The organism is Arundinibacter roseus (genome assembly GCF_004348825.1).
Taxonomy (GTDB): Bacteria; Bacteroidota; Bacteroidia; order Cytophagales; family Spirosomataceae; genus Arundinibacter; species Arundinibacter roseus.
Genome location: NZ_SMJU01000015.1, coordinates 113255 through 129769, shown reverse-complemented (window position 1 = coordinate 129769; position 16515 = coordinate 113255). Strand labels below are relative to the sequence as shown.

The window sequence follows — 16515 nt, the reverse complement described above, 5'->3', positions numbered from 1 at the left end:
ACCCGCTACCAACGCCTTCGGTCAACAGTCCCGAAATTTGCGTAGGTGAAAGCGCCACACTGACCGTGACCAACTGCGCCGGAACCGTAACCTGGAACGACGCTACGACGGGCCTGATCAAAACCGTCAGCCCAGCCGTAACCACTACCTACACTGCCACCTGTTTGGTGAATGGATGCGAAGGGGAAGCAATTGCAACCGTGACCGTTAAACCGCAACCAGAAATTACCAGCAGCGGAAATCCGGTTTGTGCCAGCGATTTAACCACCTACACCGTCAACTTCACGGCCACTGCCGGAGCTACCGTTACTGCCGACAAAGGAACCGTCAGCGGCAGCAGCGTTACGGGTGTGCCTTCCGGCGAAACCGTCCGAATCATTGCCGAGCTCGACGGATGCTCCGACACACTCACCGTAACTTTCAACTGTGAATGCCCCGTAGTAACGCCCCCCGTACCATCCGCTACACCTGCAACCATTTGCGTGGGTGAAAGCAGCGTGCTTTCGGCAACAGGATGCGCCGCCGGTACGGTTACCTGGTTTACGGATGCAGGTCTGACAACACCCCTGAGCAACCTTACCGTTAGCCCAACTGCGACCACCACTTACTACGCTGTATGTACGATCACGGCCAGCGGCTGTGCCAGTCAGGCGGCACCGGTTACCGTAACGGTCAACCCATTGCCCACACCAACGGTGAACAGTCCCGAAATTTGCGTAGGTGAAAGCGCCACACTGACCGTGACCAACTGCGCCGGAACCGTAACCTGGAACGACGCTACGACGGGCCTGATCAAAACCGTTAGTCCAGCCGTAACCACCACTTACACGGCCACCTGTTTGGTGAATGGATGCGAAGGGGAAACCACCGCAACCGTGACCGTTAAGCCGCAACCAGAAATTACCAGCAGCGGAAATCCGGTTTGCGCCAGCGATTTAACCACCTACACCGTCAACTTCACGGCCACTGCCGGAGCTACCGTTACTTCCGACAAAGGTACCGTCAGCGGCAACAGCGTCACGGGTGTGCCTTCCGGCGAAACCGTCCGAATCATCGCTGAACTCGACGGATGCTCCGACACACTCACGGTTACCTTTAACTGTGAATGCCCCGTGGTAACGCCCCCCGTACCATCCGCTACACCTGCAACCATTTGCGTGGGTGAAAGCAGCGTGCTTTCGGCCACCGGGTGTGCATCAGGTACCGTCAGCTGGTTTACGAATGCAGGTCTGACAACCCCCCTGAGCAACCTCACCGTTAGCCCAACTGCGACCACCACTTACTACGCTGTATGTACAATCACGGCCAGCGGCTGTGCCAGTCAGGCGGCACCGGTTACCGTAACAGTCAACCCGCTACCAACGCCTTCGGTAAACAGTCCCGAAATTTGTGTAGGTGAAAGCGCCACACTGACCGTGACCAACTGCGCCGGAACCGTAACCTGGAACGACGCCACGACGGGCCTGATCAAAACCGTCAGCCCAGCCGTAACGACCACCTACACTGCCACCTGTTTGGTGAATGGATGTGAAGGGGAAGCAATTGCAACCGTGACCGTTAAGCCGCAGCCGAGTATTACGGTAACAGGGACAACCTGTAATGTAGCAGGAACTACGTTTGACGTTACATTTACCGCAACCGCCGGTACGCTGGTGACAGCCGATAAAGGGACGGTCAGTGGAAATAGCGTAACGGGTGTACCATCGGGAGAAACAGTAAAAATCATTGTAACACTTGATGGCTGCAAAGACTCAACCACCACTACGCAAAACTGCCTTGTTCCAACGGGCTCCCTCGGCGACTTCGTCTGGAAAGACCTGAATGACAACGGGCAGCAGGACGCAGGCGAGCCGGGTGTGAATGGTGTGAAGGTAATTCTTTGGTCAGCCGTAGGAGGTGCACCGGGAGCAAAACTCGATTCCACAATTACCGCTGGAAACGGAGCGTATAGCTTTACAAATCTTCTGGCGGGTGATTACATCGTACAAATTGACGTAACAACTTTGCCTGACTCTTGCCTGATTTCACCGAAGCAAAATATCGGTGATGACGCAAGCGATAATGATTTCTCAACCGCAGGTTTGAGTGAAGTGGTCACGCTTGATCCAACGCTGACGGGCTTGAATAAAGACAACCCAACAATTGACGCTGGTTTGATTTCACCCAAAGGCTCCCTCGGCGACTTTGTTTGGAAGGACCTGAACGACAACGGGCAGCAGGACGACGGCGAGCCGGGTGTGAATGGTGTGAAGGTGATTTTGTGGTCAGCCGTAGGCGGCGCACCGGGTGCGAAACTCGACTCTACCACCACCGCTGGAAACGGAGCGTATAGCTTTACTAATCTGGACAAAGGCGACTACATCGTACAGATTGACCTAACCACTTTGCCCGATTCGTGTTTGATTTCATCAAAACAAAATGTTGGTAACGACGCAAGCGATAACGATTTCTCAACCGCTGGACTTTCGCCGGTTATAACACTTGATCCAACGCTGACGGGCTTAAATAAAGACAATCCAACAATCGACGCGGGCTTGATTTCACCCAAAGGCAGCCTGGGCGACTTTGTCTGGAAGGACCTGAATGACAACGGTCAGCAGGATGACGGCGAGCCGGGTGTGAATGGTGTGAAAGTCATTCTGTGGTCAGCCGTGGGAGGTGCACCGGGTGCGAAGCTTGACTCCACCACCACCGCCGGAAACGGAGCGTATAGCTTTACGAATTTGGGTAAAGGCGATTACATCGTGCAGATTGACGTAACCACGCTTCCCGATTCGTGTTTGATTTCATCAAAACAAAATGTTGGTAACGACGCAAGCGATAACGATTTCTCAACCGCTGGACTTTCGCCGGTTGTAACACTTGATCCAACGCTGACGGGCCTGAACAAAAACAACCCAACAATCGACGCTGGTTTGATTTCACCGAAAGGCTCATTAGGCGACTTTGTCTGGAAGGATCTGAACGACAACGGTCAGCAGGACGCTGGTGAGCCGGGTGTGAATGGTGTGAAGGTGATTCTGTGGTCAGCCGTAGGTGGCGCACCGGGTGCAAAACTCGACTCCACCACCACTGCCGGAAATGGTGCGTATAGCTTTACGAATTTGGGTAAAGGCGATTACATCGTGCAAATTGACCTAACAACTTTACCTGATTCGTGCCTGATTTCACCGAAGCAAAATGTTGGTGATGACGCAAGCGACAACGACTTTACCACCGCTGGACTTTCGCCGGTTGTAACGCTTGATCCAACGCTGACGGGCTTGAATAAAGACAATCCAACAATTGACGCTGGTTTGATTTCACCGAAAGGCTCATTAGGCGATTTTGTTTGGAAGGACCTGAACGATAACGGTCAGCAGGACGCTGGTGAGCCGGGTGTGAATGGTGTGAAGGTGATTCTGTGGTCAGCCGTAGGTGGCGCACCGGGTGCAAAGCTTGATTCAACCACAACCGCTGGAAACGGAGCGTATAGCTTTACGAATTTGGGTAAAGGCGATTACATCGTGCAGATTGACGTAACCACGCTTCCTGATTCGTGCCTGATTTCTTCAAAGCAAAATGTTGGTGATGACGCAAGCGACAACGACTTTACCACCGCTGGACTTTCGCCGGTTGTAACGCTTGATCCAACGCTGACGGGCTTGAATAAAGACAATCCGACAATCGACGCAGGCTTGATTTCACCCAAAGGCAGCCTCGGCGATTTTGTCTGGAAGGACCTGAATGATAACGGTCAGCAGGATGCAGGCGAGCCGGGTGTGAATGGTGTGAAGGTGATTTTGTGGAGCGCCAACGCAAGCGGTCAGCCGCTGGCCAAGCTGGATTCCACCACCACTGCCGGAAATGGTGCGTATAGCTTTACTAATTTGGGTAAAGGTGACTACATCGTGCAAATTGACCTAACAACTTTACCTGATTCGTGCCTGATTTCACCGAAGCAAAATATCGGAAACGACGCAAGTGACAACGACTTTACCACCGCTGGACTTTCGCCGGTTGTAACACTTGATCCAACGCTGACCGGATTAAACAAAGACAACCCAACGATTGACGCTGGTTTGATTTCACCGAAAGGCAGCCTCGGCGACTTTGTCTGGAAGGATCTGAACGACAACGGGCAGCAAGATGCTGGCGAGCCGGGTGTGAATGGTGTGAAGGTGATTTTGTGGAGCGCCAACGCAAGCGGTCAGCCGCTGGCCAAGCTGGATTCCACCACCACTGCCGGAAATGGTGCGTATAGCTTTACTAATTTGGGTAAAGGCAATTATATCGTGCAGATTGACGTAACCACACTTCCTGATTCGTGCCTGATTTCACCGAAGCAAAATGTTGGTGATGACGCAAGCGACAACGACTTTACCACCGCTGGACTTTCGCCGGTTGTTACACTTGATCCAACATTGACTGGATTAAACAAAGACAACCCAACAATCGACGCGGGCTTGATTTCACCGAAAGGCAGCCTCGGCGACTTTGTCTGGAAAGACCTGAACGACAACGGGCAGCAGGATGCTGGTGAGCCGGGTGTGAATGGCGTGAAGGTTATTTTGTGGTCAGCCGTGGGCGGTGCACCGGGTGCGAAACTCGACTCCACCATCACCGCTGGAAACGGAGCGTATAGTTTTACGAATTTGGGTAAAGGTGATTACATCGTGCAGATTGACGTAACCACGCTACCCGATTCCTGCCTGATTTCATCTAAACAAAATATTGGTAACGACGCAAGCGACAACGACTTTACTACTGCTGGACTTTCGCCGGTTGTAACACTTGATCCAACCCAGACGGGCTTGAACAAAGACAATCCAACAATTGACGCGGGCTTGATTTCACCCTGCGTAGCGCCAACGTTTGCTGCAACCGATGCCTCTGCGGCTACCTGCGATGGCAAAACGGCTCAAAATGATGCGTCGTTTGTGGTCACCGGAATTAGTGGTGGAAACAAATTCAGCTTTGCGACTTCGGTAGCCGGACTGGCAAACTATGCATCCGCAACGGCGTTAACCGGATCGACTATCACCGTAGCCAACCTGCCAAACCCGGTGCAGACAACCGGTCAAACCTACATCGTCCGCATCTACAACGGCAAGGATGACTGCTTTACGGACGTGAGCATTCTTGTTCCGTATAGCGACTGTTCAAACGTATGTGTCAAGCCCAATGCAGGTTCTGATATTTTCGTCTGCAAACCAACTACTACCGCTGATCTGCCAAATGCAGCAGCAGGTGAACAGTGGATCAGCGCGGCGATGAACCCGGTTGGTGTGAGTATCTCGGCCCAAACGGGAGTCGCTAGCGGCATGAATGAAAATGGCGTGTACATGTTCATTCTACGCGATGCAACGCTTGGAAGTACCTGTTCGGATACCGTATTCGTCTTCCGGGGTGTGCTCGAATTGCCCAACCAAACGACCTGTTTTGACACGTTAACCCTGCCAACCGTGGCGGGTGCTACCTGGACAGCGATGGCTGGAAACCCGGCGACGATTACGTCAAGCGGCAAAATCAGTGGCATGAATAGCGTAGCAACCAACTACTCGTTCATCATCAGCAATGGTCAATGCAGCGATACAATTGTAGTTACTCGTCTGAATTGCAACAAGACCTATGACCTGGCGCTGGACAAAGCAATTGACAAAAAACTGGCGATGCTGGGTGAAACGCTGACTTACACGATCCGGGTTTGGAACGAAGGTGAAGCCACGGCGCATGGCATTGAAGTTACCGACGAATTAAATGCCGGAGTTCAATACCTGAGCAGTACGGCTGACATCGGCAGCTACTCGCAGCTGACCAAAAAGTGGAGCTTCGATAGTCTCGCTGTGGGAGACACAGTAAGTCTGAAAATCAGCGTAAAAATCATCGCTGCCGGCGTATGGTTCAACACGGCTGAGATCACGAAGATGACCGAAGACGACGTAGACAGTACACCCGGCAACGGCGATGAAACGGAAGACGACATTGATCGTGAGTGCTTTACAGTACCCGTTTTACTGTGCCGTGGACAGGGAAGCGCTCTGACGCTGAATGTACCACAGGAATACACGGGTGTGGTTTGGTTCCGCAAGGCACAAAACGGACAGCCGGTACAAGTGGCTATTGGCAACTCCTACACGGCAAGTGAAACCGAACTCGGAACTTACGAGTACACCTTCACATCCACGTCGGGAACATGTCCTGCCGAAGGCTGCTGCCCGGTTATTATCGTGGTGGAAGACTGCTGCCCGGTAGATGTTTGCGTACCGTTTGTGATTACGAAGAAGGTAAAATAGTAATTGATTGATTTCTTGAAAAATGACTGGCAGGATTTTCTGTCAGTCATTTTTTTATATAGGTCAATTACTCCTAAAATCTTTACAGGAGCCATGCCTGTGCAACAGAAAGTTGTTTCGTGCAAACTGCCGAAAAGCAGCATTATTCGTCAGAACCTTATTTTTCCCATTGGTAAATATTCACTTTCATCATTAGTTAAAAGCGTATTGAATATTCCTGTTTCTAAATAAAATTCCGGCTACAATTTTCCAAAAAAAGCTTAAATCTCTACATTTGGCCATTTCTCAAACCAATCTTTCGTCAGGAAGCATCCTATCCCGTATTTTTTCGGACAGCCCCCATACCCGCTTTTGATTTGGAAACCAACACCCTTGTGTATTACTTCGATAAAGACCAAATTCCTACTTCCGACCCTGAGCACTATCAGTATCGCAAGCGGATTCCTCTTGATGAGCACGGGATGGTCCGGGGTGATGTCGTGTATGAGCGCAAACGGAAAGATTCCTGGAAAAACGTGACCTCTACTCCTTACACGAAAAAGGAGATTTGGGCGCATCTTTCCACCGATGCAGGCCCCAACTCGGTGCGGGCTTTTCGGTTGTTAGCCAAAGAGTCGGACTGGGATAGTAATTCTGAAACTGTGACCGCTCAGCCTGACGGCAAGTTTTTGTCGATTCTTACGATCAGCAACCCCGGGAAGAAGCTGTATAGTAGTAAGAATTATTACAAAAGCGGCATGCTAAGGGAAGAAATGAAATTGGTTGATAGCACACAGTTTTTCACCCGATGGCACGACAACGGGCAACTTCATAGCGTTACGGAAGTCAATAAAACCGTTGGTTTACGGATACGGGAGGTGTACGACCGCAGCGGCAAAAAAGCGCTTGAAGAAGGCAATGGATGGGCGGTTCTGATAGCAACGCCCATCAATCATAGAAACGTATACGAGCAGGGGAAGGTAGTAAATACCCAGAAAACGGGCCGTTGGACAGGAAAATTTGCTGATAGCACACTGGTGTATGAAGAGTTTTATGAAGAAGGTATTTTAACCAAAGGAATTACCCATGTGGGTGATCAACGCGTGGAGTATGCGAACGAGTTTATGATTCCGGCAAAATTTCCCGGACCTGATAGCCGGGAAATGCAGCGATTTATGGGTCAGAATATCCGCTACCCCATTGAAGCCCACCGGAACAATATCACGGGTCGAGTGTTGATCACTTTCCTGATTAATCCGGATGGTAGCAGCAGCGATTTTCAAGTAGAATTTAGTGCCGACAAACGTTTGGAGGCCGAAGCGCTGCGCGTAGCAAAACTAATGAATGGCAAGTGGCAGCCGGCAATGTTCAAAGGGCGAGCCATTCAGTCGAGGTATAGCATGCCGGTAGGTTTTAACGTAGAGAGCTCCGGACTGAATGTCATGGGGTTTGGGGTCAAAAATTAGGAAATTGTTTCAAAAACACCCGACCCTACAAGTAACAAGCAACGTGCTGTGTGAAAAAGAATTCAATACATTTTCCTTCACACAGCACTATATTTCAAAATCCTTTCCTGAAAATTTACTTCTTAACTGCTTCCAGGACAGGTTCCCCCACGCTGCCGTTTGGCGGCAGAATGCGGAGAATCCCGGCGAGTGTTGGCGCAATATCGGCAATTGCCGTCCGGCGCAGGGTTTCGCCTTTGTTTACACCCCACCCGTAAAAAAGCAACGGAACGTGCGTATCGTAGTTGTAGGGAGAGCCATGCGTAGTGCCGACCCCACGGCCCGAAATCCAGCCGGGTTGAGTTACGATTTGGAGGTCGCCGCTGCGGGTGGCATGCGTTCCGTTTTTATACAATTCGAGCTGATAACTATTCAGGTGGGTTTCTCCTAAATCTTTCAGATTGACCACATCGGCGATGCCGGGAATTGGCAACAGCACTTCACGAACTACGTCATACAGATCTTCAACTTCTATACCTTTGCTTTTCAAGGTTTTATGATCAAAATAAATTTGATAATTTTCGTTTGCTTTCACAAACTCTCCCTCACCAAATTCCTCCTTGATCGCTGTGGCCATCGCATTTTTGATTTTTGAATTATCCAGCAATCCTGCCGGAAGCCGGTGCTCCGTCCAGAAAGCCGGAATGTCCATGACGCCGTGGTCAGCGGTCAGAAAAACGGTATAATTTCCTTTGCCTGTCCAGCTATCCAGAAAAGCAAAAAACTCGGCAAATTCCTGATCCAGACGAAGGTAAACATCTTCAATTTCAATGGAATTAGGGCCAAAAGCATGTCCTACATAGTCGGGTGAGGAGAAACTTACAGCCAGAAAATCTGTCTGCGATCCTTTGCCCATATTTTCACCTTTGATAGCCGCCATCGCCATTTCCTTCGTCATCGTATTTCCCCAGGGCGTAGAGGCAATAATCCCAAAAGCATCCCCGGAGCGTCCCGCCAGATCGTAGGGAAACGTAGAGGTAGCAGCGCCCGACAATCGGGTTTCGTAGGGCTGATCGTCGCCCGTACTTTCTTCATATTGGTTAATAGGAAGCAGGGTGTTCCAGCCTTTTTTCATGTACTCCGAAGGCAGCTTCCGGGCGTTTACATCCTGCACCCATTGCGGTAATTCTTTGGTATAAAAAGTGCTCGTAATCCAGTTTCCCGTTTTGGAATCAAACCAGTAGGCGCCCGAAGCAGTATGACCGGCAGGTAAAATTGCACCCCGATCTTTAATGGCCACACCCACTGTTTTGGAACGAAAATTAGTTGCGATTTGGAGTTGATCGGTAATGGTTGTACTTAACAAGTTACGAGGTGACATTTTGCCGGCGGTAGCGTTGGTGCTGCCTACGGTTTCGACCGATGGATCTTCGGCGCAGTACATATCTTTTCCCGCCAGATTATCGTACCAGTTGTTTCCAACAATCCCGTTAATGGCCGGAATGGAACCCGTATAGACCGAAGCATGCCCGGCGGCAGTTACCGTCAGGGCGTAGCTGTAATGATTGTTGCGGCAGTTGTAGCCTTCATTCATCAGCCTTTTGAACCCGCCTTCGCCGTACTTATCATAGTAGCGGTACAGATAGTCGTAGCGCATTTGGTCTACCACAATTCCGACCACGAGTTTCGGACGGGCAAGCGGCGACGCCGTACTTTTTTTTGCAGTGGTCTGAGCAAACCCCTCCGTACCAATCAGGGTTGCCATCAGCATTAAACCTGCGATTCTTTTTCGTGTAATGAACATAACAAGAATTATATAAAACAAAACGGTTTAAACTCTTTTAGTATCATAAAGGTAAGGCCTATTTTCTGTTCACTATATTAATTTAATATACCTTACTTTCAGACAAGAAGGGGATTCACTGAATAGGTTTACCTCTAAACTTCCTGTAAATCTACTGCAACCAACGCAGAAAAGACTAACGAAACGGAGTAATACATGAGCAAATTGATGGTCGTACAAACCATTCGCCTGCGGGATGCGTTTGGAATTAGAGAATTAACGTCACTCTTTCATGCATACATTACCCCGCATTGCTCCTGCCCCGATTGGCAACAAAGGTCTTTGGGCCGCTGCTGCAGTTCTTGGGCTGTGGGCCGCATCTTTGATTTACCTGCTCTCCTACCCTTTTTCCCTGACCGACCCGCTGCTCTATGTGTTCGTACTCGTACAAACCCACTTATACACGGGCGTTTTCATTACCGCACACGATGCCATTCACGGCGTCGTGGCCCCCGACCGGCCCCGGCTCAACACGGCGATTGGGTGGGTGGCAACGGCCTTGTTTGCGTTTAACGACTACAAGGTTCTTTCCCGCAAACATCATCTGCATCATCAGCATTCGGGCACGTTTGATGACCCCGATTACCATGAGGGCAACCCCGCGTTTCTGTTTTGGTATTATAGTTTTCTGAAAGAATATATTTCGGTGAAACAGGTGCTGCTGATGGCGGTTACTTACAACCTGCTCAAAATAGTTTTTCCGTGGGAAAATTTGGTAGTATTCTGGATGATTCCGGCGATTTTGAGCACCTTTCAGCTCTTTTTCTTTGGCACTTTTCTGCCCCATCGCGGCGAGCACCACAACCCACCCCTAAACGCCCGCAGCCAAACGCTCAACCACATACGTGCCTTTTTCTCCTGTTATTTTTTTGGATATCACCTCGAACATCACGCCTACCCGTACCTACCGTGGTGGCGGTTGCCCAGGGCACGCGAGCAAACCGCAAAAGTAGTAGCTGACTAGCTCTAAACCACTTATACATGCGTTTGCTTCATGTACATGAAAGAGCACTTATTTGGTGCGCTCGATGGTGAACTGAATGAGCTGTTCGAGAGAATTTCGGTAGATGGTTTCGGGAAATTCGAGGAGAATCTGCCGGGCTTCTTCCACAAATTGCAGCATTGCCTGTTGGGCATATTCAATTCCGCCTGATGCCTTTACAAAAGAAATTACCTCCTGTACTTTGCGGGGTTTGTGGCTTTCGTTGCGGATGATGTTAATGATCTTTCGCTTTTCCAGCCACTGCGCTTTTCCCAGGGCATAAATCAGCGGAAGCGTCATTTTTTTCTCTTTAATATCAATTCCCAAAGGCTTTCCAACTTCGGCATCGCCGTAGTCAAACAGGTCGTCTTTGATCTGAAAGGCAATTCCGACCTTTTCTCCAAAGGCGTGCATACGGCTCACAATGCCCGCTTCGGCCCGTACAGAACTCGCCCCAACGGCACAGCAGGACGCAATGAGCGAGGCCGTTTTTTGCCGGATAATGTCGTAGTACACCTCTTCGGTGATATCTAACCGACGGGCTTTTTCAATTTGAAGGAGCTCGCCTTCACTCAGTTCACGAACGGCCCGGGACACGATTTTGAGCAAATCAAACTCTTCGTGATCCACCGAAAGCAGCAGCCCGCGCGAAAGCAGGTAGTCGCCGACCAACACCGCAATTTTATTTTTCCAAAGCGCATTGACCGAAAAAAAGCTGCGCCGGTAGTTGGAATCATCCACTACATCATCATGTACAAGAGTAGCTGTATGCAGAAGTTCAATCAGCGCCGCACCCCGGTACGTAGACTCGGAAAGTTGCCCACACACACCGGCTGATAAAAAGACAAACATCGGGCGCAGCTGCTTGCCTTTTCGACGTACGATGTAGTTCATAATCTGATCGAGCAGTCGAACGTCACTTTTCATAAAGTCACGAAATTTCTGCTCAAAAGCTTTCATTTCATCCTGAATTGGCGCTTGAATTTCTTGTATTGAAAGGGTCATATTCTTATTGGGAAAGCCTTTTTTAGAAAGAACAGGCCACCGGCACTGTCGATATTTTCACAAAAGGCACGCATGCAGCAGATTGGTAGGTTCCTGAACCCAAAATTGCCATAAAATCTTCTGTTTATACCTATTTATCAGACAAAATGTTTACTATTAAGCTCGAAATCTCGCAGGATTGGGAAATAAGTTCTCGTTATTTCTTTGAAAACAGGTGTAATTATAGATACAGGAAACAGTATTTATATCCAAAAACCACCTAAAAACAGCCCCGAAAGGGCAAAATAAACAAGCACAGGGTAACGCCCTGTGACCCTGTGGCACCGTGACCCAATCAATGGCGCCGTGGCCCTGTGGGATAAATTCAATATCCCGTGGGTTGAATTCAATAATTAATAAAAAGTAACTCAATGAAAGCGTTAGTACTCGGAGGAGGTTCCATGAAAGGTGCATTTCAGGTAGGTGCAGTAAAAGCTGCACTGGAAGAGGGTTTTGAGCCGGAAATGATCTACGGCATTTCCGTAGGCGCCCTCAACGCCACCTACCTGGTAAATGCTGCCGGCAAAAATGCCCACGAAAAAGTCCCCCTCGACTGGCCCGCAATCGGGCATCAGCTCATGTCATTCTGGATTCGGAACATTACACATCCGCATGACGTGGCGCATTTACGCTCGCGAGTTTCGATGGGTTTTAACACGCTGATGAGCCGCTTCGAAGGACTTTTGGATCCTTCGCCGCTGCATAATCTGATTCGGGCCAACGTGGACCCTTTCCTGATTCGCAGCAGTCCGGTAAAAATTAAAGTCGGGGCGGTGAACGTTACCCACGGCAACATCGTGTTTGCCTCGCCGGAAGAAGAGTTTTTTATGGATTATGTCCGGGCAAGCAGTTCGCTGCCGATGCTGATGCCGGCGGTGCCGATTGGCACAAAAAACGATATGTTTCTCGATGGTGGCCTGCGGATTGTGGCGCCCATTCACCGGGCGATTATGGATGGCGCCAAAGAAATAATTCTGGTGGCCTGTCATTCCAAAGATCTGTACACCCGGGAGAATTTCAGCCCGCAAAATCTCATTAGTCTCATTGAGCGGGTAAAAGACGTGACGGTCAATCAGATTGTAAACAACGACATCGAATGGGCCGAAAACTACGCAGAACACTCGGCCCTTCGCGGCAATCCTATCAAACTTACGGTTATTCGCCCGGCTACGCCCCTCTTGCTGGACTTGCAGCGGTTTACTTCCGAAGACATTACCCGGCTCATCCTGGAAGGCTATCAGGTAGGGCTTGAAACCCTTCGGCGGGCAAAGGTAGCTACGGAAAAGTGAGAATTTTGTTCCTGATAATACGACGAAAGACCGCCCTGAGAGCGGTCTTTCGTCGTATTAAGGTTATTCGTTAAGCGAGGCTTAGTTGAAAATGTAACGCAGACCGATTTGGGCTTGCCATACGTCACCGATACCAGCACTTTTTACAAACGTATCCTGAATCAGGACAGTCTGACCATTTTTGTTTTGAGTAGCCATCCGGAACTGAGGCGTTCCATCAGCAGCTGTACCAGCCGAAACAACCGGACGGTTGTTCACGAGGTTATCACCAATTCCCCAATTTGGGTTGATTACATTTCCAACGCGTAGTACGTCCGCACGAATCTGGAAGGTATTGCGCTTACCACCGATCATCAAATAAATTTCCTGCACAACGCTGAAATCAAATGTATGACGGAATGGAGCTACACCACCATTACGCTCAGCATATTGACCACGAATACCGCTCAGGTACGAATCCTGCTCAATGAATGCATCAAAAGCGGCTGCCTGCTGCTCAGGCGAGAAGGTTTGTCCACCCGCTGTCAAAGGCAGGAAGCGCATTTCGCTGGCGTTGTTTGGAACATAAATCAAGTCGTTGTTAAAGATGCCGTCACCGTTCATGTCGTTGGCATATACGAAGTTATAACGTCCCTGATTCCGTCCTTCATAGAACAGGCCAAACTGAGTTGAAGCACCAAACTTACCACCATAGTTGATACGATACGAAAGTGACGCAATGGCGCGGTGCCGCTGATCACTTGCAGAATACGACAGATCAGCAAAGTTGTTACCATTAACAGTAGGATTTCCTTCAAATGAACCGGAAGCAATAGAACCGGCGCTCGTAATATCTTTGGTATTACCAAATGTGTAGGCTCCCATCACATACAAACCTTTGGTCGAAGGTCTTTCCAGCTTCACAGTATACATCGATGTACCACCTTTGTTCGTATTGGTCAAATAGATGTTACGTGTTACGTTGTTGTTCAGACGGTTGGCTGCTGCCGTACCTGCGTAGCGGGGACGGTTGTCCGGTCCGGCGAAGGTTGTACCGGAAACGTCCTTTTGGTTGACGTTGTAGTACATGGTAGCGTTCACATTTTTGTCCAAAATCATTTCCAGTGTACCAATCCAGCCACCAGGTAGTTTTTGGTCAATGGCAAAGTTGGTCCGCCAAATCTGTGGAAACTTATAGTCACGATCGGTAGTGGCAAGGTCAAACGTTGCTCTTGAAATATCGGTCGTAGTTGGGGCGTATGCAGAAGGATTTACAGTAAAAGGATATGCAGTAGTATTTTGAACATCAAGGAAGCCGCTCAATACACCATTGTTACCAATTTGGTTAGAAATCCAGACAAAAGGAGGACGGCCGGAGAATACACCCGTTCCACCACGAATCTGCGTCGTTTTTTCACCTGTTACATCCCAGTTAAAGCCAAATCGTGGCGACCACAACGGACGTGCTTTTGGCAAATCAGCAGTATTCGTCTGAATCAAAGTACCGTCTGGCAAACGGAAATTACTGTTAGCCGTAATAGGGTTTTCAAGAGCAGTGTTTCCAAAAAGAGGAACGTCCACACGCAGGCCTGCGGTTAGTTTTAGATTTGGAGTAGCCTGGAATTCATCCTGAATATAGGCACCGGGATACAGAACTTTCAACGTCTGCAAAGGAGGCTGATCGCCGCCTTGCAACGAGTAGCGATACTGGAAGCGGCGTAATTCTACGTCGGTAGCACCATTAACAGAAGCTTTGAAATCATCAAAAGAATTAAAAATATAAACACCGTTAGCTGCCGAGTAAAAAGAGTTATTGGAAGAAAAACGTTCAATGCTGATACCAGCCGTAATCGTATGCTTTCCGGCATAGTACGAAAGGTTGTCAATAAACTGGAACGTCTTGTAATTCAATAAGTTAAATGGCGTAAATGGATCCATTCCTGCGGTCATGTAGTTGCTTCCATTTTCCAAGATATCAATCGTTGGGAACAGACCGGGAGTCAGGTACGTACGATCTTCGTTGTTGGAAGTAAATCCAACGATGAGGTTATTGGACAACTTGCCGCCAAAATTGGAGCTCAATTCAGCCGTTAACGAAGTAATATCTTCGTTCAGGACATAGCCTGAATTTTTGAAGGACATTGAGTTCGCATTGGTACGACGGTTACCGGCACCGGCCGATGAACTATTTGAGATCAGGTTTTCCGCTCCGCCATCCAGGTACGAGAAACGTACATTGAACTTGTGGTTGCGGTTGATGTTCCAGTCTACACGGGCCAGAAATTTATTTCCGGTAGTGTTTAGGTTCAGGTTTTCATAACCACCAGTTTCGTAGTTAAATTTATCACGCATGATTGAGCTTAGCTCATCCAGGTCACTTGCTTTTACACGAGTCACGTTATCTCCACCTTGACCACGGTCGGCTACCCAGTTATTGTTATCGGCTGGATCCACACGTTTTTCCAATTCTCCGTTAAGGAAAATGAAAAGTTTGTTTTTGATGATTGGTGCTCCTACACGAAAACCGGTTACCTGCTTGGTAAATTCAGGTGAAGAGTAGTTAGCTTCACCAGCTTTTTTACCAACAAATTTTTCATTAGCGAACAAATGGAAAACCGATCCTGAAACTTCGTTATTTCCTGAGCGCGTTACAGCATTAATACCTGCTCCTGTAAAACCAGACTGACGAACGTCAAAAGGCGCTACGTTTACCTGAATTTCTTCAATCGCATCCAGTGAAATAGGTGCTACGCCAGTCCGCGCGCCGGGCTGATCGCCCAAGCCGAAACCGTTGTTAAATACAGAACCGTCAATCGTAATATTATTCAAACGGCTATCCTGTCCACCAAACGAACGACCGTTTCCTTGGGGTGTCAGACGGGTAAAATCAGAAATTGTACGTCCTACGGTTGGCAGAGAGTTCAATTGCTCCGAGGTAATTGTCGTAGCAGCCCCTGTTCTTTCCGAGCTAAACACGTCGCTTCTTGACGAAGAAATCGTTACTTCGCTCAGTTCAGTGCCTTCGTCGAGCATCGCAAAGCTTACGTTTGCAGCAGTACCGAGGTTAGCAAAAATATTTTCTTTAGATTGTTCGGAATACCCAACGTAGGTTACCGATACTTTGTAGGGACCACCCACCCGAACCGAAGGAAGGGTATAACGGCCTGATTCATTGGTTACTGTACCATATTGCGATCCTGAGGGTACGTGGGTAGCTACTACGGTAGCGCCAGGCAGGCCTCCGCCCTTGTTGTCAGTTACCTGACCACTGATAGACGAAGACGTTACCTGAGCCTGCACCTGCACACTCAGAAAAGTCAATACGAACGCGAACAACGCCATAGACGCTGCTTTGAAAAGTAAACCTTTCCTGTTCATAGGATTTGTTGATTTGGTTAGAAATGTTTGTTGTTTCACTGAAAAAGTAATGACACTGAATTTTGTCGCAAAATAAGGCTAATTTTTGTTCACAAACAATGACTGTGTTCCTAGTAAAATACTATATTTTGGAACCTAACCCCTTGATATATTGAAATAATGCAGATTTCTATCTTAATACTTCAATATTTCATATGTTATCATTTTGTTACCTTTTTTTACCTCATTTTGCTCCTCTGTATGAACTTTTGGGAGGAAAAAAGGTTTCATCGCACACAACAAATCCTGATTCTATTGCCCT

The 16515-nt window shown here is 48.7% G+C and carries 7 protein-coding genes; 4 read left to right on the top strand and 3 right to left on the bottom strand.

Going from position 1 to position 16515, the window contains the following annotated elements:
* The first annotated feature begins 65 nt into the window (after nt 1–65).
* A complete protein-coding gene (locus tag EZE20_RS20230; protein WP_207104709.1) occupies nt 66–6275 on the top strand; it encodes an SdrD B-like domain-containing protein in 6210 nt (2069 codons plus the stop codon).
* Between the two features lie 356 nt (nt 6276–6631).
* Nucleotides 6632–7720 carry an energy transducer TonB gene (locus EZE20_RS20225; protein WP_132121124.1) on the top strand — a complete coding sequence of 363 codons (1089 nt, stop codon included), beginning with the start codon at nt 6632–6634 and terminating at the stop codon, nt 7718–7720.
* A 115-nt stretch (nt 7721–7835) separates the two neighbouring features.
* Here the strand turns inward: EZE20_RS20225 and pafA are convergent, their stop codons facing one another.
* Nucleotides 7836–9464, bottom strand: a complete 1629-nt coding sequence (pafA, locus tag EZE20_RS20220; RefSeq protein WP_132121148.1) for an alkaline phosphatase PafA — start codon at nt 9462–9464, stop codon at nt 7836–7838.
* 310 nt (nt 9465–9774) lie between these two features.
* Here pafA and EZE20_RS20215 point away from each other — a divergent pair, with 310 nt between their 5' ends.
* Nucleotides 9775–10506, top strand: a complete 732-nt coding sequence (locus tag EZE20_RS20215) for a fatty acid desaturase (RefSeq protein WP_132121122.1) — start codon at nt 9775–9777, stop codon at nt 10504–10506.
* 48 nt (nt 10507–10554) lie between these two features.
* On the opposite strand, the gene EZE20_RS20210 is transcribed toward EZE20_RS20215, so the two are convergent.
* A complete protein-coding gene (locus EZE20_RS20210) occupies nt 10555–11529 on the bottom strand; it encodes a polyprenyl synthetase family protein (RefSeq protein WP_132121120.1) in 975 nt (324 codons plus the stop codon).
* Between the two features lie 410 nt (nt 11530–11939).
* Between EZE20_RS20210 and EZE20_RS20205 the strand changes: the two genes are divergently transcribed.
* Nucleotides 11940–12857, top strand: a complete 918-nt coding sequence (locus EZE20_RS20205; RefSeq protein WP_132121118.1) for a patatin-like phospholipase family protein — start codon at nt 11940–11942, stop codon at nt 12855–12857.
* An 81-nt stretch (nt 12858–12938) separates the two neighbouring features.
* On the opposite strand, the gene EZE20_RS20200 is transcribed toward EZE20_RS20205, so the two are convergent.
* A complete protein-coding gene (locus EZE20_RS20200) occupies nt 12939–16214 on the bottom strand; it encodes a TonB-dependent receptor (RefSeq protein WP_132121116.1) in 3276 nt (1091 codons plus the stop codon).
* Nucleotides 16215–16515: the final 301 nt, after the last annotated feature.